Origin of the sequence: Kribbella deserti (assembly GCF_042434725.1) — a bacterium.
GTDB classification, from domain to species: domain Bacteria; phylum Actinomycetota; class Actinomycetes; order Propionibacteriales; family Kribbellaceae; genus Kribbella; species Kribbella deserti.
The window spans coordinates 105,812-126,484 of sequence record NZ_JBHLTC010000041.1; the positions used below are offsets into that span (position 1 = coordinate 105,812).

19 protein-coding genes are annotated in these 20,673 nt (G+C 67.6%); 7 read left to right on the forward strand and 12 right to left on the reverse strand.

Annotation, left to right across the window (positions count from 1 at the left end):
• Positions 1-12: 12 nt before the first annotated feature.
• The gene (locus ACFFGN_RS33515; protein WP_380056397.1) at positions 13-444 is read right to left on the reverse strand and encodes a molybdenum cofactor biosynthesis protein MoaE; all 432 of its coding nucleotides are present in this window, start codon (positions 442-444) and stop codon (positions 13-15) included.
• Positions 445-633: 189 nt separating this feature from the next.
• Here ACFFGN_RS33515 and ACFFGN_RS33520 point away from each other — a divergent pair, with 189 nt between their 5' ends.
• From ACFFGN_RS33520 to ACFFGN_RS33530, 3 genes are all read left to right on the forward strand, one after another.
• Positions 634-2,049, forward strand: a complete 1,416-nt coding sequence (locus tag ACFFGN_RS33520) for a zinc-dependent metalloprotease (protein WP_380056400.1) — start codon at positions 634-636, stop codon at positions 2,047-2,049.
• A complete protein-coding gene (locus ACFFGN_RS33525) occupies positions 2,046-2,654 on the forward strand; it encodes an NUDIX hydrolase (protein WP_380056403.1) in 609 nt (202 codons plus the stop codon). The genes ACFFGN_RS33520 and ACFFGN_RS33525 overlap by 4 nt, the downstream gene beginning before the upstream one ends.
• Before the next feature lie 91 nt (positions 2,655-2,745).
• The gene (locus ACFFGN_RS33530) at positions 2,746-3,546 is read left to right on the forward strand and encodes a ferritin family protein (protein ID WP_380056406.1); all 801 of its coding nucleotides are present in this window, start codon (positions 2,746-2,748) and stop codon (positions 3,544-3,546) included.
• Positions 3,547-3,705: 159 nt separating this feature from the next.
• Here ACFFGN_RS33530 and ACFFGN_RS33535 read toward each other — a convergent pair whose 3' ends face one another.
• Positions 3,706-4,314 (reverse strand): DUF2064 domain-containing protein, encoded by a 609-nt coding sequence (locus ACFFGN_RS33535; protein ID WP_380056409.1) that lies wholly within the window; start codon positions 4,312-4,314, stop codon positions 3,706-3,708.
• Positions 4,311-4,727 carry a winged helix-turn-helix transcriptional regulator gene (locus ACFFGN_RS33540; protein WP_380056412.1) on the reverse strand — a complete coding sequence of 139 codons (417 nt, stop codon included), beginning with the start codon at positions 4,725-4,727 and terminating at the stop codon, positions 4,311-4,313. Before ACFFGN_RS33540 ends, ACFFGN_RS33535 begins: the two co-directional genes overlap by 4 nt.
• Positions 4,728-4,832: 105 nt before the next feature.
• Here ACFFGN_RS33540 and ACFFGN_RS33545 point away from each other — a divergent pair, with 105 nt between their 5' ends.
• Positions 4,833-5,774 (forward strand): NADP-dependent oxidoreductase, encoded by a 942-nt coding sequence (locus ACFFGN_RS33545; RefSeq protein WP_380056414.1) that lies wholly within the window; start codon positions 4,833-4,835, stop codon positions 5,772-5,774.
• Here ACFFGN_RS33545 and ACFFGN_RS33550 read toward each other — a convergent pair.
• From ACFFGN_RS33550 to ACFFGN_RS33590, 9 genes are all read right to left on the reverse strand, one after another.
• Complete coding sequence (locus tag ACFFGN_RS33550) at positions 5,748-6,395, reverse strand: response regulator (protein ID WP_380056416.1); 648 nt, start codon at positions 6,393-6,395, stop codon at positions 5,748-5,750. The two genes, ACFFGN_RS33545 and ACFFGN_RS33550, sit on opposite strands and share 27 nt — an antisense overlap.
• Positions 6,396-6,478: 83 nt before the next feature.
• Positions 6,479-8,425, reverse strand: coding sequence for a type IV pilus modification PilV family protein (locus ACFFGN_RS33555; RefSeq protein ID WP_380056418.1), 1,947 nt, complete (start codon positions 8,423-8,425; stop codon positions 6,479-6,481).
• Positions 8,422-9,021, reverse strand: a complete 600-nt coding sequence (locus tag ACFFGN_RS33560) for a PulJ/GspJ family protein (protein WP_380056421.1) — start codon at positions 9,019-9,021, stop codon at positions 8,422-8,424. Before ACFFGN_RS33560 ends, ACFFGN_RS33555 begins: the two co-directional genes overlap by 4 nt.
• Positions 9,012-9,452, reverse strand: a complete 441-nt coding sequence (locus ACFFGN_RS33565) for a type IV pilus modification PilV family protein (protein ID WP_380056424.1) — start codon at positions 9,450-9,452, stop codon at positions 9,012-9,014. The genes ACFFGN_RS33560 and ACFFGN_RS33565 overlap by 10 nt, the downstream gene beginning before the upstream one ends.
• A complete protein-coding gene (locus tag ACFFGN_RS33570) occupies positions 9,449-10,150 on the reverse strand; it encodes a type II secretion system F family protein (protein ID WP_380056426.1) in 702 nt (233 codons plus the stop codon). Before ACFFGN_RS33570 ends, ACFFGN_RS33565 begins: the two co-directional genes overlap by 4 nt.
• 1 nt (position 10,151) lies before the next feature.
• Complete coding sequence (locus ACFFGN_RS33575) at positions 10,152-11,729, reverse strand: GspE/PulE family protein (RefSeq protein WP_380056429.1); 1,578 nt, start codon at positions 11,727-11,729, stop codon at positions 10,152-10,154.
• Positions 11,726-12,820, reverse strand: coding sequence for a type IV pilus twitching motility protein PilT (locus ACFFGN_RS33580; RefSeq protein WP_380056431.1), 1,095 nt, complete (start codon positions 12,818-12,820; stop codon positions 11,726-11,728). Before ACFFGN_RS33580 ends, ACFFGN_RS33575 begins: the two co-directional genes overlap by 4 nt.
• A gap of 2 nt (positions 12,821-12,822) precedes the next feature.
• A complete protein-coding gene (locus ACFFGN_RS33585) occupies positions 12,823-13,185 on the reverse strand; it encodes a type II secretion system protein (RefSeq protein ID WP_380056434.1) in 363 nt (120 codons plus the stop codon).
• Positions 13,186-13,450: 265 nt separating this feature from the next.
• The gene (locus ACFFGN_RS33590) at positions 13,451-14,422 is read right to left on the reverse strand and encodes a helix-turn-helix domain-containing protein (RefSeq protein WP_380056437.1); all 972 of its coding nucleotides are present in this window, start codon (positions 14,420-14,422) and stop codon (positions 13,451-13,453) included.
• A gap of 129 nt (positions 14,423-14,551) precedes the next feature.
• On the opposite strand from ACFFGN_RS33590, the gene ACFFGN_RS33595 reads away from it, so the two are divergent.
• The 3 genes from ACFFGN_RS33595 (at position 14,552) to ACFFGN_RS33605 (ending at position 20,611) form a co-directional block, all read left to right on the forward strand.
• Positions 14,552-15,424, forward strand: coding sequence for a GNAT family N-acetyltransferase (locus ACFFGN_RS33595; protein ID WP_380056440.1), 873 nt, complete (start codon positions 14,552-14,554; stop codon positions 15,422-15,424).
• Between the two features lie 144 nt (positions 15,425-15,568).
• Complete coding sequence (locus tag ACFFGN_RS33600; RefSeq protein WP_380056443.1) at positions 15,569-18,322, forward strand: glycosyl hydrolase; 2,754 nt, start codon at positions 15,569-15,571, stop codon at positions 18,320-18,322.
• A 36-nt stretch (positions 18,323-18,358) separates the two neighbouring features.
• Positions 18,359-20,611 carry an FdhF/YdeP family oxidoreductase gene (locus ACFFGN_RS33605; protein ID WP_380056446.1) on the forward strand — a complete coding sequence of 751 codons (2,253 nt, stop codon included), beginning with the start codon at positions 18,359-18,361 and terminating at the stop codon, positions 20,609-20,611.
• The last annotated feature ends 62 nt before the right edge of the window (positions 20,612-20,673 follow it).

A 20,673-nucleotide genomic window follows, 5' to 3' on the forward strand; every position in this document is an offset into this window, starting at 1 on the left:
CCAGCGTACGGGTCAGCAAGCGCCGACCCACTCTGTCGCACCATCGGAGAACCTTTGGTGTTTCCAAATCGGGACCTTGGCCTTCAGTTCGTCGATCAGCCGGCGGCTCGCCTCGAAGGCCGCGTCGCGATGGGCGGCGGCCACGCCGACGATCACCGCGGCGTCCCCGATCACCAGGTCACCGGTGCGATGCACGGCCGCGAGCGCGATCACCCGCGGGTCCGCGGCGATGATCTGTTCGGCGACCTCGCGCAGCCGGGCCAGCGCATCCGGATGCGCCTCGTAACCGAGCGCGTCGACGGCCTGGTCGTGGTCGTGATTGCGCACCGTGCCGATGAACAGCGCCGTTCCGCCGGCGCTGGGATCGACGATCGCCGCCAGCACCTCGTCCGCGGACAGGGCCTCCGCGCGGATGTCGAGCAGCCGGATCACTGCCTGCGTCATCTGGGTGACCCTTCTGTTTCGGCTGGAAACTCTCGACTGACTGGTCCCGGCGAGACCCTAAGGCCTCTACCTGAATCTTCACTGAGATCTTCTCTCAGTTCTTCGCCTAGAGAAGAACGGTACGTGGTGGGCAGTACGTTAGGAGGTGTAGCCCCTCGACCGCAGGCGCAAGAGCAGAAAGGCCGACCGATGAGCGACGAACCGGACAACCCGTTCAAGGGAACTCCGTTCGAGGCCATGTTCCAGCAGTTCTCCGGCCAGGCCGGTCAGGCCGGTATGCCCGATCTGAACGCGATCTTCCAGCAGGTGCAGCAGCTGCTGAGTGGATCGGGCGACGGCAAGCCGGTGAACTGGGATCTCGCCAAGGACATCGCCCGCAAGACCGCGGCGGCCGTCGGCGATCGGTCGATGACGGCCACGGACCAGCAGCGGGTGGCCGACGCGGTGCGGCTGGCCGAGCACTGGCTCGACCCGGTGACAACGCTGCCCGAGGCCTCGGCGACGTCCGCCGCCTGGAGCCGCGCTGAGTGGATCGAGAACACCCTGCCGGTGTGGCAGACGCTCGTGGACCCCGTCGCCGAGCACGTCGCGGGAGCGATGGGCAGCGCTCTGCCCGCGGAGGCCCAGCAGCTGGCCGGGCCGATGGCGGGCATGATGCGCCAGCTCGGCGGATCGATCTTCGGTGCCCAGGTGGGCCAGGCGCTCGGTGAGCTGGCCGGCGAGGTGGTCAGCGCCGGTGACATCGGCCTTCCGCTCGGCCCGGCCGGGCAGGCCGTGCTGGTGCCGGACAACATCGCCAAGTTCGCCGAGGGGCTGGGACTGACCGACGAGGACGTCCGGCTGTACCTGGCGCTGCGCGAGTGCGCGCACCAGCGGCTGTTCGCTGGTGTGCCGTGGCTGCGGCAGCACCTACTCGCCACGGTCGCCGACTACGCCGCGGGAATCGAGGTCGACCCGGGCAAGATCGAGCGCGCGATGGCCGACGTGGACATGCAGAACCCCGAGGCGATGCAGGCGGCGCTGGCCGGCGGCCTGTTCGAGCCGGAGGATTCCGAGCAGCAGAAGGCCGCGCTGGTTCGGCTGGAGACCGCGCTCGCCCTGGTCGAGGGCTGGGTCGACGACGTGGTCCGCGAAGCCACCAAGGACCGGATGCCCGCCGCGGTGCAACTGGCCGAGACGGTTCGGCGCCGCCGGGCCGCGGGTGGTCCCGCCGAGCAGACCTTCGCCACGCTGGTCGGGCTGCAGCTGCGGCCTCGCCGGCTGCGCGATGCCGCCAACCTCTGGGCCGCCGTGCGCGACGCCCGGGGGATCGAGGGCCGCGACGAGCACTGGTCGCATCCGGACCTGCTGCCGACGGCGACCGACCTGGACGACCCGATCGGCTTCGCCACCACCTCGGGCCAGTCGGCCGAGCTGGACATCGACATCAGCGACTTCTTCGACGAGAACGACCGCAAGGGCCTCGAAGGAGACCCGGCCGCCGAAAGCAAGGCCGAGAACAAGACCGAGGACAAGACCGCGTCGGACCGCCCAGGCGAAGACACGCAGGACGGCCCGGACAAGGGCGCGCAGGACGGTCCGGCTGACGGCGATTCCCACCGGTGACTTTGGCGGACGGGAACGCGCTGCCTGACGACGGGCTAGCAGACGACGGGCTACCCGCTGCAGGGGTGTTGCACGCCGACGCGGTTGGCGTGCTCGGCCGTTGGACACCGCCCGATGCGGAGCAGGCCAGGTTGCGCGAGTACTACCAGCGCCACCTGGCGGCGTACGACGATGCCATGACGCGGGCGCGGTTGCCGGAGCATCTGACGGCTTCCGCGCTGGTCGTGGACCGGGCGGGCGAGCGGGTGCTGCTGACCCTGCACGGCAAGATCCACCGCTGGCTGCAACTCGGTGGGCATTGCGAGCCCGGTGACCAGACGCTCGCGGGCGCGGCGTTGCGCGAGGCGACGGAGGAGTCCGGGCTCCCCGGTCTGACGATCGGCGACCAACCACTGCTGCTGTCACGGCATCAAGTGCGTTGCGGCGGACGGGACGACGCGTTCCATCTCGACGTGCAGTATCTGGTGCGTTCGGGGGCCGACGAGGCGTTTGTGGTGAGCTCGGAGTCGAGCGATCTGGCCTGGTTCCCGATCGAGCGGCTGCCCGCCGGTATCGACGCCAGCGTCGCCGAACTGGCCCGGCGGGCACGCGAGCTCGTCGGTTAGTTGATAGCGCTTTCATCGATCGACGGATTACCCTCGATGGCATCGTCGGACTGCGACCCATCCGGTCGCCTGACAGTGCCGAAGGACTCACGTGAGCTTCGACATCGATCACTACGCCCAGACCTCCACCAGGATCACCTGGGACGACCTCGACATGGACAGCTTCGCGACCAATCCCTTGTCCGAAGACGCGCTCCGTTGCCTCAGCTACATGAGCGATGTCGAAACCCATACCGTCTGCTACCTGCGTGACCTGCTCGTCACGCCCTCGCACGCCGACCCCGAGGTCACGGTCTTCCTGACCATGTGGAACCTCGAGGAGTACTGGCACGGCGAGGTGCTCGACGAGGTGCTCGAACGCCACGGCGTGCCGACCGGCCCAGAGCACACCCGCGCGGTGCGGACCAGGCTCGGCTGGCGGGACCGGGTGGCCCCGATCAAGCAGTCGCTGCTGGCCAACCTCATCGGTGAGGACTTCGTCGCCACGCACATGGCGTGGGGCGCGATCAACGAGTGGTGCGCGCATTCGGCGTACACCCGGCTGATCCGCTCGGAGAACCACCCGGTGCTGACCGAGATCCTGCGACGCATCGCGAAGCAGGAGACCCGGCACGTCGCGTTCTACAACAGCCAGGCCCGGGAGCGGCTGCAGCGCAGCAAGAAGGCGCAGCGCATCGCCCGGTTCGCGCTCAGCAAGGCGTGGGGCATCGTCGGTTCGACGCTGATGCCGGCGCCCGAGGTCAAGCACATGCTCGGCTACCTGTACGGCGGGCCGGACGGCCTGGCCGAGGTGCGCCGGGTGGACGCCAAGATCGACGGCTTGCCTGGTCAGCGCGGCCTGCACCTGGTGGAGAACCAGCTCAAGAAGTACGGCGTGATCGCCGCCGCTTGACCGAGATCCGCTGAGTGGATTCGCTGACCGGGATCACCCGGGCCATCGCCGCGAGCCTCTGCCGATATCACCGCCCCTGAACGGCACCGGCAGAAGCCCCGGCGACGATGGCCAGGGATCTGTCCCGTTGATCAGTCAAACGAGCGCGGGCGTCGAAGGTTACTTCGACAGCATCGACCGGGTGACGTCCCAGCCTTCGAGGCCCGGATCCAGCCGCGCTAGATCCGCTGGCCCCTGCAGCCGGTGCCAGCCCGGTCCGACCCCCACCGCGTGCCGTCGCGGCTTGGCGTCTTCGAGTTCCGATAGCCGAGTTCCGAAGCCCGGCGAGAACGCCTCGACCCACTCGGCGACCGGGAACCGCACGCCGATCGCGGCCAGGGTGCCGTCGTCGGCCGGGCAAACCGCGATATCGGCCGAACCAAGCGCCCGGAAGAGCTTGCCGATGAGGAGGCCCGGGAGATCCGGTACGTCGTGGCTGACCGCGACCACCGCGGCCGCCGTACCGGCTTGTTCGACGGCGGAGAGGATCGGCCGGGCCGGATCGGCAGGATAGACCGCAGTGCCGGGCCAGGTCAGGGCCGCGATCTCCGCGAGGGCGGCCTCGTCACCACCTACGACCGCTACCGCAACGTCGACCCGGTCCAGGCCGGCCAAGACCTCGTACGTGTCCTCGGCCAGCGCGAGGCGCCAGGCCTCCGGATCGCGGCCGGGCGGCGCCCAGTCCCCGGACGCCGGTACTACCAGCACAACCACCCGACGGTCCGTCATTTGCCTGCCACCTTGGAAGTCACAGACGAGTCATACGCCGTCCGGGCGGTCGTGACCTCATCCATATGGGTTTCGGCCCAGTTCTTGATGCACTTGATCAACGGCATCAGACTCATCCCGAGTTCCGTCAGCTCGTAGTCGACCCGCACGGGCACCGAGGCCGTCACGTGGCGAGAGATCAGCCCGTCGCGTTCCAGCGAGCGCAGCGTCTGGGTGAGCATCTTCTGGCTGACCCCGGCGATCCGGCGCGACAGGTCCGAGTAGCGCTGCGGGCCGTCCGCGAGCGCCGGCAGGATCAGGGTCACCCACTTGTCGCTGATCCGATCGACCAGCTGACGTGCCGGGCACGACGCCAGGTACGCGTCGTACGACCGGGCGGCCTCCTGACGCAACTGGGCGGCAGTACGGGTCATGGCTCTCCTCCGAGTTCGGTAGGCACCCAAAAGTGCGTACTTCCCAACAGAGAGCAACTCTCCCACAGTGATAGGACCAACCCAATCACCAAGGGAGAAACAAGAATGCGCGCATTGGTGTCCCGACAGCTCAACGGCCCCGAGTTGATCGAGGCGGAGCTGCCGGAGCCCGCCAAAGGCCAGGTCCGGATCAAGGTGGATGCGGCCGCGATCAACCCGGTGGACCTTGCCGCGACTGACGGCACCTTGCTCACGTACGACATCACCGCACCGCGCGAGCAGTTCGGCCTCGGCTGGGACGTCGCCGGCACGATCGACACCACCGGGCCCGGCGTGGACCTTGAGCCGGGTACGCCCGTTGTCGGCGTCGCGGACCTCCTAGGCCGTTCGCTCAAGACCCACGCGGAGTACGTCGTACTGGACGCGGACGCCATCGCAAGAGCCCCGCGCGGGCTTGACCCGGCTGAGGCCTCCACCTTCGCGTTGAACGCCTTGACCGCGTTGCAGGCGTACGACGCGCTCAACCTCCGCGCGGGTCAGACCGTACTTGTGACGGGTGCAGCCGGTGGAGTCGGCGGATACGCCGTCGAACTCGGGAAGCACCTCGGACTCGAGGTGATCGCCTCAGCGGGTGAAGCCGATGAAGAGCTCGTACGACGACGGTTCGGCGCGGACGAGTTCGTACCACGGTCGGCGGACCTCGCAACGGCTGTACGAGCGCTATACCCGCAAGGCGTTGACGGCGTCGTGGACGCAGCGGTCATCGGCATAGGTACCCAAGAGGCCGTCCGGAACAGAGGCGTGCACGCCCACGTCGTAGCCGGCACGCCGCCCACTCCCCTGCGCGGGATCTCCGTTTACCAGATCTTCGCCACGGCCCGCCGCAAGGAGCTGGACGAGTTGGTCGCGCTGGTCGAGGCGGGCGTGCTCAGCACCCGCGTGGCGGCCACCTACCGGCTCGAAGACGGTGAAGCCGCCTACAAGCACCTTGCCCAGGGTGGCGTTCGCGGCCGGGTCGTTCTAGACCTGCGCCTCGGCAGCGAGTAGGCCCAGCCTCATGGCGGCCATGATCGCCTGCGCCCGGTTGGACGCGCCCAGCTTCTCGTACAACCTGGCCACGTAGGTCTTGGCCGTCGAAACGCTCACCGACAAGGCCGTGGCGATCGCCCGGACCGACAAGCCCTGGCCGAGTAGGCGTAGCACCTGCGTCTCCCGGGGGCTCAGCAGTGGCTCGGCGGACGCCTGCTTCCGCCGGGCCATCGCGGGCGCGAGGCCGGTCGCGGTGAACGAAGTCGCGGCGACGGCCGAGTGCCGGATGGCCGCCAGCAGTTCCGTAGTGGGCGCGCTCTTACTGACGAAGGCCGAGACGCCTGAATCGAGCGCCCGGAACAACATGTCGTCGCGACTACCTGAAGCCAGCACCACCAGACCCAAGTCGGCATGGCGCTCGCGCAGTTCCCGGGCTATGCCCAGCCCGTCGCCGTCCGGCAGCTCCGCGTCGAGCACAACGACGTCCGGCCGGGACGACGCGACCATCGGTGCCGCCCGCGCACCGAGCCCCGTCTCCCCGACGATCTCGATATCCGGTTCCGCACCGACCAGCCGGTGCAGCCCATACCGAATGAGTGTGTCGCCGTCGACCACGACGACCTTGACCGCCTGCCCCATTTCCCTCTCCCCCTACCCCTCCGGAGGCCACGTTACGGAGCGCGGCGGTCTCGGTATAGGGCAACTGTCAAGGAATTCGTGGATCAGCCCGGCCGCCACCAGCTGAGAACGCTTACCCGCCTCGCGCCGGGGTCGGGTGCGGCCGGATCCGCGTCGATCAGCGCCACCTTCGCCCGCAGCACGGGTTGTCCCGAAGGTCCGCAGAGCAGTGCGTCGGGACAGCGGTAAACGCTCAGGTACACGGTGAAGGTGAATCCGGGCGAATCGTCCGGTATCGAGAGCACCGGCGCGGTCGCGGTGGCGCTCGACCGGCGCAACCACAGCGAGCGGGCCACCACACCCGATCGAACGGACGATCCGTCGCCGAGGTCGAGCACACTGGCCGGGGCATAAACCGTGCCCTTGATCCGAAGGTGATTCCCCACCACCAGAGCACAGCCCGCCGAACCGTACGGGCCGATGGTGAGACAGCCATCGGCCGCCCTGAACGCCGGCCGCGTGTACGTGAGCTCAAGCTGGATGGCGTCGATGTCCTCGGTGTCACCAGCGGCGGCCAGTTTCGTGGTGACAGCGATCGTCGCGCCGCCGAAGGTGCCGTCGTGAATGGCCTTGGCGAGTGTCCCGGTCCGAGACGGGTCTAGCACGATGACGTCGGTCTGGAAGCCCGTACCGCCGGCAGCGCCCACAACCGACCCGGTGAGGTTCGGACCGGTATCAGTGGCTACCGAGATGTCGAGCTGGTCGGACGAGCCCGGATCGCTATGCCGATGGGTGACCCGTACAGCGGCCGACTGCAACACCGAGCCCGCCGGAATCGCCCCTGCCTGCGCAAAACCGCTGACCGTCAATACGGCGGTGTCCCCAGCCGTCGCGCTCTTCCACGAAGCAGCGACGCCATCAACCGTCGCAAGCCGCGCGGGAGTCGCGGACAGCCCGAAGTCGCCTAGCAACGGTGTAGCCGTCGGTTTCAACAAGGCATAGGTGTCGGTCTCGCTACCGCTCTTGAGGCCAAAGACCGCGACAGGCGGCTTCGACGCGGAGTAAGTCCCGCAGATGTCCGCCTCGGCGCCAACGAACTTCAGTCGGCTACTCCCGCCGAAGATGAACTGGACGCCCGCAGCGGACGCATCCTCGGTCGGGTCCACGCAGGTCGCACCAGCGCGAGTACCGGCGACCAGGTGACCACCTTCGACGACCCACTGGTTCGACCCCGCGGGCAGCAGGGGATTCGCGTTGGCCCCGCTGTTGTGGAAGTCGAAGTAGTAGACGCCCGGCTTGAACCACCAGGTACTCCCCCGGCAAGGGCTCACACTACTCATCAGGTCGGACAACGCGACGGCATCGTCGTAGTACCCGGGCAAGAACGTAACCAGCGACCCTGGCGTCGTACAGGCGGGCAAGGACCGCCTAGCCGGTGCGGACGCGAGAGCCGGTGCGTACGCCGGGTCGTCGCCTCGCGCGTTCGCAACCGACCCGAGGTCGCATATGGCCGTCAGGATCGTTCCAGCGCAGGCGGAACGCGCCCAAAGGCCTCCATCGGCTCGGAGTTCTCCCACCGGCACGTTGATGGTCGAATTCGAGAAGATCGGCCCGTCAACCGGCATGACCGCTCCGGCCGGCTGCTGGATGTGTAGGCCGTCATCGGCCGCCGTACCCAGGGTGAGGATCGCGTTCTCGGGTCTGTTGCATCGGGTGGGCTCGGCGCACTGGACGATCGCGCCGAGCGCGTCCGCGCTGCAACTCACCGCGGCCGAGCGCAAGCCGTTGAAGGCGGGCAAACTCAACGAATCGCTCAAACCGAAGCAGTGCTGGCCCGGCGCGTTCCGGTAGCCACTGTTGCGCAGGTTGTTGATCGCCGCGTGCATGGCCGCGTCGGCCTCGTAGGACGCGACAGCCTGCTCGCGTAACGCCCCGGCCACCCGCATCGACGCGTCCGACCTGGTCAGGAGTGCGGCCAGGCCGATCGAGATGATCGTGATGGTTACGAGCACCATCAGCAGGCTGGAACCGCGTTCGTCGCGCTTTCTCACGATTGCCGCCGCTGACCGACGAGAGTGACCACGTGGTCCTCACCTGTCACGAACTGAAAGGTGATTCGCTCTGGAACCGCAGCCAGTTCACAAGGCGTTGAGCAGCTCACGACGGTAGTGCCGGGCTGGACCTTCCTTGCGATGACTAGATTCGACACGGGCGTCGTGCCGGGTCCTCGGCACACCGCGCGGTGTAACTCGCCCGCGGCGACGTAGTAGACGATGACGTCAGTACGGCGCACAGGAGGATGTACCGACATGTCCCAGCTGTCCGACAACAGTCGCAAGGCCGGAGTCGGCAAGGGCCCACAAACCGCGCCTGCGGAGGACCCGACCTGTACGGACGGCTTGAAGGGCAAGGTGCCTCCAGTCACGGCATTGCCGTAGTCCCGCAGTCCAACCGACGCGACGTCTCGCGCGAAGTACACGGAGGCCAAGCGCGCGTCGTCCGTGCGGTCCATTCGCTCGGAGGTCTCGGACATCTGCTTGAGCGCACCGATCAGCAGGTCCGCCAATGGCAGCGAGATGATGCCCATGATGACGATCGTTACTAGTAGTTCCAGCATAGTGAACCCCGTCTGACGCCTTATCCGCACAGTGGGTCCTCCACCCGGCAAGGTTTTCGCAGTACCAGGTCGAGTCGTTCCTCCACTCGGCCGTCGGCACTGGACACGACCACCTTCAACCGCTGCAGGCCGCTGTCGGGCAGGCAGAGCGGTAACCAGAGCAAACCCGTCCAGTACTGCACAGAGCCCGGTACGACCCTGGCGGTGAATCCCGGCGGTGGAGCGAAGCCCGGTACGGCGTAGGTGGTGGCGCAGTTCCGGTAGTTCCCGTCGCCTACGTACGCCTGCAAGGCCTCGGCGTAGTCCCGCACGGTGGTGGCAGCCGTCGCCTGTTTGCGCTGGGTGTCCGAGACGATGATGGTGGTCGCCACCCCGGCCATCAGCGCGACCAGGGCCACGCCCATCAACGCGACGGCGATCATCAGTTCCAGCAGGCTTTCGCCTCGTTCGTTCCGTCTCATTGGACCTGCCGGAAGATGCCGTACATCGCCGAGACCAAGGCGATCGCGACGAACCCGACCACACCACCCATCAGCAAAATGACAGCCGGTTCGAACAGACCGATCAGCTTCTTCAGCTTGTGATCGAGCTCGCTCTCGTAGAACTCGGCGGTGACCACCAGCTGAGCCTCGAGCGTGCCGGTGTCCTCGCCGACCCGGATCATCTGCCCGGCCGCGCCGGGGAACAGCCCGGTCGCGGCAAGCGGCCGAGCCAGGCCTTCGCCTTCGAGCAAGGCCTCGCCCACCTTCGACAAGGACCGCCGGTAGACCAGGTTGGGCAGCGAACCGGTGGCGACCCGCAGCGCCTCGGGCAATTGCACGCCCGCGCTCACCATCGAGGAGAGGATCCGGCAGAACCGTTCGATCAACGCGAAACGCACGGTTTTGCCGTCGCGGGCGAGGCTCTGCACCGCCTCGGTCAACGGCAATCCGGCCCGGACGAAGGCGCCGAGCTGCCGCGAAAGGTGCATCACCTCTTCGCGTTTGACCCGCCGCGCGGTCAGCTCCAGCTGCAACAACCCGGGCTTCTCGTTCACCTGGATATCGCGCAGTTCCTTTTCGTACAAGGCCAGTTCGGCGTCCTCACGACTCTGGGCCCGGGTGATACCCCTCGTAGCGTTGCCGTCGGCATCGATCGCGACGTACGCGTATCTGGTCAACTCAGCTCCCTGCCAGGTAGATCGATCGCACGACCTCGGCCACGGTGGTCACGCCGGACTGGATCAACCGGGCGGCCTCTTCGGGCAAGGTCCGCATGCCCTCGTACCGGGCGGTCTTGCGGATCTCGTCATGCGGCGCGCGATGCACCACGAGTTCGCGGATCGCGTCGGTGACCGGCATCAGCTCGTACACGCCGGTCCGTTCCAGGTAGCCCGTCTGCGCGCAGAAGTTGCACCCGGCGCCGCGGACCAGCCCTTCGATCGGGACTTCGCCGCCGGCGTCGCGCAGAAACGCGATCTCCTCGGGCGGCGGTTCGTAGTACTCGCGGCAGTCCGGGCAGACCCGACGAACCAGCCGTTGCGACATCACCGCCAGCACCGACGACGCGACCAGGAAACTCTCGATGCCCATGTCCAGCAGGCGGTACAACGCGGTGGCCGCGTCGGTGGCGTGCAACGACGAGAGCACGAAGTGCCCGGTCAGCGCGGCCTGTACGGCGATGCGGGCCGTTTCGACGTCCCGTACCTCGCCCACCAAGATGATGTCCGGGTCCTGCCGCAGGATCGACCGCAGCCCACCGGCGAAGGTGATGCCCGCCGCCTCGTTGATCTGGATCTGGTTGATCGAGGAGTACGAGTACTCGACCGGGTCCTCGATCGTCATGATGTTGCGCTCGGGAGTGTCCAGCTCCCCCAGCGAGCCGTACAACGTGGTGGTCTTGCCGCTGCCGGTCGGACCCGCGCAGATCACCATGCCGTACGGCGTTCGCAGCAGGCCCGAATACCGGTTGGCCAGGTCCGGGGGCATGCCAAGCTGTTCCAGCCGGTACAACGGCCGGCTCCGGTCGAGCAGCCGGAGCACCACCTTCTCGCCTCCGACCACGGCGGCGGTCGAGACCCGGATATCGACCGAGCGATTCTCGATCTCCATCCGGATCTGGCCGTCCTGGGCACGACGCCGTTCGACGATGTTGAGATTCGCCAGCACCTTGATCCGGCTCACCACCGCGGGCCCGATCGACCCGGGCAGTTCGAGCTGGTCGCGCAACGCGCCGTCCACCCGGAATCGCACCCGGACCCGGTCGTCGTGCGGCTCGATGTGAATGTCCGAGGCCCGGTCGCGCAGGCCCTGGGTGATGATCAGCTGGACCACCTGGACAACCGGCGCGCCCTCGTTCGCGATCGGCGCCGGCGCCCGGGTCTCCTTACGCGCCGTCGCCTCGAACTGGCGAACCCGCGAGTCCACCTCCGACAAGGCCCGGAAAGCGTTGCCGATCGCCTGCCGGATGTCCGGCGCCGACGCGACCGCGAGCAGCACGGGCCGGCCGATCGCGGTCGCCACCTCGGAGCCCACCGACGGATCGGCGACCGCGACCACCACCGCGTCGTCCCGGATCTCCAGCGGAATCGCGGTCAGCGCCCGGGCGACGGCCTCACCGATCAGGGCCGTCGCCTCCGGCGCCGGGGTGACCGATCGAAGGTCCGCGGTCGGCAGCCCGAGCCGTTCCGCCGTACGACGGGCGCGGTGACGCTCGATCCGCAGGTCCTCGGGTGTGAGGTGACGACCACGGTGCTTCATATCGGCACAACCGCCCGGCCCCGCGCGCGGGTCTCGATCTCCTTCGGATAGAGGCTGCGCCCGATCGCGTCGGCATACGTCACGTCACCGGCCTGGACCAGCCCGGACAACGACTGCTCGAGCGTGATCATGCCTTCGCGGCGGCCGGTCACCAAGGCGTTGCGCAGCTGGTGCGTTTTACCCTCCTTGATCAGGTTGCGCACGGCGGCGTTCGCCAGCATCACCTCGAACGCGGCCACCAGCCCACCCGTCGTACGCGGCAGCAATCGCTGGTAGACCACCCCGCTCAGCGCCGCCGCGAGCTGCACCCGAACCTGCGACTGCTGTTCCGGCGGGAACACGTCGACGATCCGGGCCAGCGACTGCGCGGTGTCGTTGGTGTGCAGGGTCGCGAAGACCAGGTGGCCGGTCTCCGCGATCGTCAGCGCGAACCGGATCGACTCCAGATCCCGCATCTCCCCCACCAGCAGCACATCCGGGTCCTCCCGCAGCGCGGCCCGCAGGGCGTCGGGGAACGACGCGGTGTCGCTGCCCACCTCCCGCTGGTTGACGGCCGACCGGCGGTGCTCGTGCACATACTCGATCGGGTCCTCGATGGTGATGATGTGGCAGGCCCGCTCGGTGTTGATCTGGTGGATCAGCGAGGCCAGCGTGGTCGACTTGCCGGAGCCGGTCGGGCCGGTCACCAGCACCAGGCCTTGGTGCAGCTCGGTGAACCGGTGCAGCGTCTTCGGCAGGCCCAGTTCGGACATGGTCGGGATGTTGCGCGGAATGATGCGCAGCGCGATGGCGGTGTCCCCGCGCTGCGTGAACGCGTTCGCCCGGATCCGGGCGTCGTTGCGCCAGGAGAACGAGAAATCGTGCTCGTAGGTCGTCTGCCACACGTTCGAGCGATGCGGGTGCAGTACCTCGGCCAGCATGGCGTCGGTGTCCTTGCGGGTCAGCGCCTCGGCGTGGCGGACCGGCCGCAGATCGCCGTGCACCCGGATCTGCGGCTTCATGCCGACGGTCAGCAGCAGATCCGTACCGCCCGCGTTCCAGAGTTCCTCCAGCAGCAGGTCCACCCTGCTGCCGCGAACCGGGATTTCCATGCTCAGGTGCAGGCGCCGGTCGCGGTGACCGCGCCGTTCGCGCCGAGCACGATGACGTAACCGGAGCCGGAGGGTTGTTCCCGCAGCAGCTGGTTGAGGCCGGAGGTGAGCTGGGTCCAGCCGGCCGCGCCGGCGTCCGGATACGCGCCGGTCTTCGCGAAGTAGGCCTCGACCGCGACCTGCACCGTCTTCTTGTCGGTCTTACAGGCGGCCGTGTTGCCGCGGTCCTGGATGCCGCCGACGGCGAATACCACGATCCCGGACAGCACGCCCAGGATGACGATGACAACCAGCAGTTCGATCAGGGTGAAGCCGGCTTGGTTGCGCCTGGCCTCGGTGTGTTTCGCGCGGATGCGCTCGATCATGGTCCGTCCTTCGCAGATGCTCCGGTCCAGCCGGAGACAGGGTCCACCTGACTGCGAAGCGGCATTCGGGCCGGAACCTCCCACTGATCCCGGACCCCACGGAGATCAGCGGAACGAGCACCCTTCGTCACGGTCGGTGTCGCTTCGCCTGACCCAGATTGGTCCCTGCGCGGCGATCGTCACAGCGGGTGAACGGACGACAGATGTCCGCCATTCACCCGACAGCTGTCGGCCGGACACCCGATTGCGCCCGGCCTTCGGTGCGCTACAGCCAGCCGCGACGGGCCGCCTGCACACCGGCCTGGAAGCGGGTATCGGCGTCCAGCGTGCGCATCAGCTCGGCGATCCGGCGGACCACCGTGCGCTGCGTGACGCCGATGGCCCGGCCGATCGACGCGTCCTTCTGGCCGGCCGCGAGCAGCCGCAGAATCGCCCGGTCCCGGTCGTCGATCCGCTCGGGCGTGGTCAGCACGGCTCCCTCGGACGACATCGGGGTGGCGCGCTCCCACAAGCTCTCGAAGCACATGATCAACGCGTCGAGCAGCGGCGAAGGATGGACCAGCAGATGAGTCGACTGCTGCGCACCCTGGAAGCTCAGCGGGATCAGCGCCCGGCGGCGGTCCGCGATCATCATCTTCATCCGGATCTCCGGCAGCACGCGTGCCTTCTCCCCGGCCGCCAGGTACTTCGCCAGGTGATAGATGCGATCGGACTGGGTCAGGATCGGCGCGTGGTAGATGCAGCGGTAGGCCACGCCGCGTTCGAGCGCCTTGATCTCGCGCTCGTTCAGGTCCACCGAGGAGTTGATGTACGGCGGCGCGTCGATCATCACCACCTCGTCGCGGGCCCCGAGCTCCAACCGGGTCAGGGTGCTGAAGAGGGCGTCGTGCCCCTCGATCAGCTCGACCAGTTCGGCCGGCCGGGTCGGCTCGTTGTGCAGGTGCAGGGCCAGGTCGCGGGCGCGGGCCCGTAGCTCGTCCAGGGTCTGCTGGCGGTGCAGCACGAGTGCGTCGACGGCCACCTCGGGCGGCGTCGGCACGTAGCGCGGCGGTGAGCCCACGATCCGGTTCACCAGGCCCGCCTCGGTGAGCCGCTGCAGGCTACGCCGCAGCCGGGCGACCGGCACCCGCGTCTGCTCCGACAGGTCCGCCGCCGTACTGGCGCCCTGGCCGAGCAAACGCAGGTAGATCTCACTGTCGGCCTGCGAAAGACCGACCGGCTCGAGCAGATGACTCATGTCTGGACGGTAGTCCCGCTAGGCCCGGACGCGATAGCCAATTGACGCCAATGTCGTTAAGAAGACATCCATGCCCGTCGTGTAGACCCTAGGGTTTTCCCGTCCACCGCTCGATTCTGGGGAGGAACGGTGACGGTCACGGCACGCGGTCAGCTCTTCGTCCGGCGGATGGTGGTGGGGCATCTCGCGGCCGCGGCCGGCCTGATCAACACCGACGGTTTGCCCGGGCAACCACCCTGCACGGTGCAGTCGCTGTTCGACGCCCTGGTGGGCCGGGTCGATCCGGATCCCCTTGGCCGCAACGATCTCGACACCTGTATCGATGTGGTCGGCAACGACGGCATCAAGGGCCTGGTGGCGTACGCCCGTCGCCGCAGCGAGGACACCGGCCTGATCCTGTGGCTGCACGGCATGGAACAGCCCGGCATCATCGGCAGGCTGCTCGACCACGCTCTGCACCAACTGGCCGACTGTTCGGTGGTCGAGGCCTTCGACCTGCCGACAGTGCTCGACCCGCTCGCCGTACCGGGACTTGCCGCGCTTCGCCGTCCAGTGACCGCCGGGGCCTTGCTGAGCCGGGGGTTCACGAGCCGCCCGTGCGGGCGATACCTGCACAGGCGGTTGCCTTCGGCTACAGCCAGACGAGACGAGGGAATCCGCTACGAACTCTACGACGGACTCCACCAACTCAAGGTGGTTGGGCCGACCGGGGCCACCCTTGCCGACGCCACCTTGTCGTTGCCGTATCCCCGGCACGCCGTACTGCATTGGATCGGCGTAGAACCTGAGCACCGCCGACACGGACTGGGCCGACGGCTGCTGCACGCCTGCCTGCAGTACGCCCGGACGCTTGGAGCCGATCAACTCGTCTGTCACGTCGACGACCACAACCTGGCGGCGGACGACGATCGAGGCCGCAGCGCCGCCATCGCGATGTACCACCGAGTGGGCTTCACCAGCGTGGTGCACCTGACGAGCTACGCCCGGAGCCGGCCCAACTAGTTGCCGTCCGCTCCGATCTGTTGCGGAACCAAGGCCTTCTAGCACAGAGCTATGGACAGGTTGCTACAGGCGGGTTACCTTTCGTGCACATGTGAGAGCGCTCTCACTGACTTCTCTTCAACTCCGCCGCCCTGGAGGTGTTCTGTGCGCTCCCGTATCCCCCGCTCGAACCAGCGAATGGCCCTGATCGCAGGTGCTCTCGCGACCGTTCTGGCGATCCCCCTCGTCCTGCCGACCGCCGCCAGCGCCGTACCGGTTGGCTCCGGTAGTTACGCCACCAGCCGGCCCGCCGGTACCAACGGCCCGACCGATCAGAACGGCGCCCCCGTCGCTCCGAAGGTCACCGCCCGGATGGCCGGCAAGCCCGTGCCGACAAACGAGTGGTGGTCCTCGCTGATCTGGAAGCGCTACCCCGGCAATCCGTACTCCGAGAATCTGTACGGCCATCCGATGACTTATCACGCGTATTCGCAAGGCCTGGGCGTCGGTTATCCCAACACCGCGACCATCACGCCGGACGGCCGGATGTACGAGATGCTGCACAAGGACGACCTCTTTGTCGGTATCAGCGGGCTGAACTCCCCCGATACCAAGGTCGACGGCTGGTCCGACTGGACCGTCACCCCGTACTGGAGCGATGGCGCGCGCACACTGCGCACGACGATCGGCCACGGTCTGCCCTTCGTGTACGCCGAGGTCACCGGCGGCAACGCCCGCGTCGGGTTCAACGGTCCCACCACGGTGTGGAGCAATACCGGTAACACCCTCGGCGTGACGATCAACGGCCACGAGTACGCCCTGTTCGCACCTAGCGGGGTGAACTGGGCCCTGAACGGTACTTCCGAGGCCACGGCCCCGGCCGGCTTCTACTCGGTGGCACTGCTTCCGTCGCGGGACGCGCTTCCGTTGTTCCAGAAGTACGCGTACTCCTTCGTGACCGATACCAAGGTGTCCTGGTCGTACGACGCCGGTGCCGCGCGTATTTCGTCCACCTACACGGCAACAACTGTTGCGAAGCAGGGAACGCAGACCGGCACGTTGCAGGCGTTGTACCGGCACCAGTGGCTCAACTCGACTGACCCGACTACGGCGTACCGGTACAACTCGCCGCGTGGGGAGATGCGCCTGCGCGAGGGAGGCGCGTTTACGACGCGGTCGAACTTCAGCGGCGTACTGCCGGCTCTACCGCTTTCGAACCAGGCTGACGCAAACAGGCTTCGCGCCGACATCGACGCCGAGTTGAACGCGGCAGACCCGTGGAAGGGCGCAGCCGACACCTACTGGACTGGCAAGGCCATGTGGCGTCTGGCGGCTCTTGCCCGAGTTGCGAACCAGATCGGCTACACCGCAGGGCGGGACCGCCTGATCACCATGGTGCGCGACAGGCTTTCCGACTGGCTCACCGCCGGTAATGGCGAGGCCAGCCGGATGTTCGCGTACGACTCGACCTGGACGACTCTGATCGGTTACCCGGCCGGTTTCGGGTCCGACCAGGAACTGAACGATCACCACTTCCACTACGGCTACTTCCTGCTCGCGGCCTCGGTAGTCGCTCAGCACGATCCAGCCTGGGCCTCCGACTCGCGGTACGGCGGCATGCTCAAACTGCTTGCCCGGGACGCGAACAGCCACGTACGCGGCGACACCCAGTTCCCGTTCCTGCGCAGCTTCGACGCGTACGCCGGTCAGGGCTGGGCCTCGGGCCATGCGGGCTTTGCCCACGGCAACAACGAGGAATCGTCCTCGGAGTCGATGATGTACGCGACGGCCTCGATCCTGTTCGGCCAGGCCGTCGGTGACACCGCGCTGCGCGACTCCGGCATCTACCTCTACACGACCCAGCAGCAGGCGATCGGCCAGTACTGGTTCGACAAGGACAACTCGGTCTTCCCGGCGTCCTTCGGCCACGACACCGTCGGCATCGTCTGGGGTGGCGGCGCGACCTACGGCACCTGGTGGACCGCCAACCCGGAGGAGATCCACGGCATCAACATGCTGCCGATCACCGGTGGTTCGCTCTACCACGGCGCCTGGAAGAGCGACATCATCCAGAACATCAACGAGATGCGTGCCAGCAACGGCGGTCCGGAGACCGAGTGGCGCGACATCATCTGGAACTACCTGGCGATCGCGGATCCGGCTCAGGCGCAGAACCTGTACGGCGGCGGTATCGAACCCGAGGCCGGTGAATCCCGGGCCCACACGTACCACTGGATCACCTCGCTCAACCGGTTCGGAACGCCCGACCACTCGGTCACGGCGAACACCCCGACGTACGCCGTACTGAACAAGGCCGGCGCCAAGACGTACGTCGCGTACAACCCGGGCACGGCCGCCGTGACGGTCAACTTCAGCGACGGCGGTTCCCTGTCGGTCCCGGCCGGATCCACGGCCTGGAACGGGCCGTCGGGATCGGGCGTGGACGCCGGCACGGGTGTCACCCCGCCCACGACCCCACCGACCACGCCACCGACGACGCCTCCGCCCACCAGCCGGAACGCCTTCGCGGCGATCCAGGCGGAGTCGTTCGACCAGCACAACGGTGTCGAGATCCACTCGGGTGGTGACGGCGGCCAGCACCTCGCGGCACTGCGCAACGGCGACTGGGCGTTGTATCGCGGAGTCGACTTCGGTACGCAGACCGGACGCCAGTTCAGCGCCAAGGTGGCCAGTGGCGCGGCTGGTGGTGTCAGCGGACTGGTCGAGGTCCGGATCGGCAGCCCGACCGCGGCGGTGGCTGGCTCCTTCGCGCTGGCGAACACCGGCGGCTGGCAGACCTGGCGAACGGTTCCCGCGAACGTGAGCGGACTGACCGGAAAGCAGGACGTCTATCTGACCTTCACCAGCGGACAGCCGTCCGACTTCGTGAACGTGGACTCGTTCCTGTTCGCACCGTAAACCGCTTCTGGCGGACCGACGACCTACGCTGGGTGCATGGTTGACATCGACCCACCGAAGCGGAAGGCCGCCGGTCCGCCGGCCGTGGTCTCGTCCTTCAAGCACGGTTTGGGCGAGATGGGCGTGGCCCGTACCGGCCGGGTCTTCGCCGCGCTGAACCAGGACGGCGGCTTCGACTGCCCGTCATGCGCCTGGCCGGATCCCCACGGCAAGGACAAGCACCACGCGGAGTTCTGCGAGAACGGCGCCAAGGCCGTCGCCTGGGAGGCCACCCGCAAACGCGTGCCGCGATCGTTTTTCGCGGAGCACTCGATCGATCAGCTGAACGAGATCAGCGAGTACGAACTCGGCCGGCTCGGGCGGATCACCGAGCCGATGTACTTGCGCGAGGGCGCCACCCATTACGAGCCGATCGGCTGGGACGAGGCCTTCCGCGTGGTGGGCCGCCATCTCAAGGGCCTCGAACGGCGCGAAGATGCGGTGTTCTACACGTCAGGCCGAACCAGTAACGAGGCGGCCTTTCTCTACCAGCTGTTCGTGCGGGCCTACGGCACCAACAACCTGCCGGACTGCTCGAACATGTGCCACGAGTCATCGGGTACGGCGCTCACCCGGGTCATCGGCAGCGGCAAGGGCGCGGTCACTCTCGACATGCTCGAAGAGGCCGAACTGATCGTGGTCGTCGGGCAGAACCCGGGCACGAACGCGCCGCGCATGCTCAGCCACCTGGAAGTTGCCCGGCGCAACGGATCCACCATCGTGGCGGTCAACCCGTTGCCCGAACCAGGCCTGATGAACTTCAAGAACCCCCAGCGCGCCGCGGGCTGGGTCGGCAAGGGCACTCCGCTCGCCGAACAGCACCTGCAGATCCGCATCGGCGGCGACCAAGCCCTCTTCCTGGCGGTCGGCCACCTGCTGCTGAAGGCGGAAGCGGCTGCGCCGGGCACGGTTGTCGACCAGGCCTTCATCGCGGATCACACCAGCGGTTTCGAGGCGTACGCCGAGCACGTGGCCGAGCTGGACTGGCCCACGATCGAGCAGGCCACCGGTCTCAACCGCGCCGAGATCGAGCGGTTCGCGCGGCGCTTCATCGACTCGAAGGCGACGGTGATCGCCTGGGCGATGGGCCTGACCCAGCATCGCGAGGCGGTCGCCACCATCACCGAGGTCGTCAACGTCCTGCTGCTGCAGGGCAATATCGGCAAACCCGGCGCCGGTCCGTGCCCGGTCCGCGGCCACTCGAACGTGCAGGGCGATCGCAGTATGGGTATCTGGGAGAAGATGCCGGACGTCTTCCTCGACCGGCTGGAAACGGAGTTCTCGTTCATCGCGCCGCGCAAGCACGGGGTCGACGCGGCCGAGACCGTGCACAAGCTGCGCGACGGCAGCGTCCGGGTTTTTGTCGGTATGGGTGGCAACTTCGCAATGGCGACCCCCGACACCCCAGTCGTGCACGCCGGCCTGCGCAAGTGCGATCTGACCGTGCAGGTATCGACCAAGCTCAACCGGTCCCACACCGTCACCGGGCGGGAGGCGCTCATCCTGCCGACGCTCGGCCGGACCGACCGGGATGTCACCGAGATGGGCGTGCAGGCGGTCAGCGTCGAGGACTCACAAGGCGCGGTCCACCTGTCCACCGGGAAGCTGCAACCGCCGGCCGCGGATCTGCGCTCCGAGATCGGGATCGTGTGCGGTATCGCCGAGGCGACCGTGCCGGAGGTGGGCGAGATCCCGTGGTCCGATTTCGCCCGGGACTACAGCCTCATCCGGCATCGCATCGGCCGGGTGGCCGACGGCTACGAGAACTACGACGAGCGCGTCTCGGTGAAGGGCGGGTTCCTGCTGGCGCACGCCGCGCGGGACCGCCGCGAGTTCCGTACGTCGGATGCCCGCGCGCAGTTCAGTACGAACGAGCTGCGGTGGCTCGACGTACCGCCAGGGCGACTGCTGTTGCAGACCATGCGCAGCCATGACCAGTTCAACACCACGATCTACGGGTACGAGGACCGGTATCGCGGCGTGCACGGCACCCGGCAGGTGGTATTCGTCAATCCCGAAGACCTGGCGGAACTCGGCCTCAGCGACGGCCAGACCGTGGACATCGTGAGCGAGTTCGCCGGGGTGGAACGCCGCGCGAACGCCTTCCGGATCGTGTCCTACCCGACGGCCCGGGGCTGCGCGGCGGCGTACTACCCGGAGACGAACGTGCTGATGTCGGCCGACGATCTCGCCAAGGGCAGCAAGACCCCGGTCGCCAAGGGCCTGACCATCCGCCTCCAACCGAGCTGAACAGCTTGGCTCGAGGTCCGAACGTGCCGAAGCACCTTGCGGCCCCAGCGCACAAGGTGCTT

Bases quoted from the DNA above. Each gene is read 5' to 3' on its own strand.
- ACFFGN_RS33580 (WP_380056431.1), bottom strand. From the start codon at position 12,820: ATGGAAATCCCGGTTCGCGGCAGCAGGGTGGACCTGCTGCTGGAGGAA.
- ACFFGN_RS33550 (WP_380056416.1), bottom strand. From the start codon at position 6,395: ATGGGGCAGGCGGTCAAGGTCGTCGTGGTCGACGGCGACACACTCATT.
- ACFFGN_RS33535 (WP_380056409.1), bottom strand. From the start codon at position 4,314: ATGACGGACCGTCGGGTGGTTGTGCTGGTAGTACCGGCGTCCGGGGAC.
- ACFFGN_RS33545 (WP_380056414.1), top strand. From the start codon at position 4,833: ATGCGCGCATTGGTGTCCCGACAGCTCAACGGCCCCGAGTTGATCGAG.
- ACFFGN_RS33540 (WP_380056412.1), bottom strand. From the start codon at position 4,727: ATGACCCGTACTGCCGCCCAGTTGCGTCAGGAGGCCGCCCGGTCGTAC.
- ACFFGN_RS33605 (WP_380056446.1), top strand. From the start codon at position 18,359: ATGGTTGACATCGACCCACCGAAGCGGAAGGCCGCCGGTCCGCCGGCC.
- ACFFGN_RS33515 (WP_380056397.1), bottom strand. From the start codon at position 444: ATGACGCAGGCAGTGATCCGGCTGCTCGACATCCGCGCGGAGGCCCTG.
- ACFFGN_RS33585 (WP_380056434.1), bottom strand. From the start codon at position 13,185: ATGATCGAGCGCATCCGCGCGAAACACACCGAGGCCAGGCGCAACCAA.
- ACFFGN_RS33575 (WP_380056429.1), bottom strand. From the start codon at position 11,729: ATGAAGCACCGTGGTCGTCACCTCACACCCGAGGACCTGCGGATCGAG.
- ACFFGN_RS33565 (WP_380056424.1), bottom strand. From the start codon at position 9,452: ATGAGACGGAACGAACGAGGCGAAAGCCTGCTGGAACTGATGATCGCC.
- ACFFGN_RS33590 (WP_380056437.1), bottom strand. From the start codon at position 14,422: ATGAGTCATCTGCTCGAGCCGGTCGGTCTTTCGCAGGCCGACAGTGAG.
- ACFFGN_RS33520 (WP_380056400.1), top strand. From the start codon at position 634: ATGAGCGACGAACCGGACAACCCGTTCAAGGGAACTCCGTTCGAGGCC.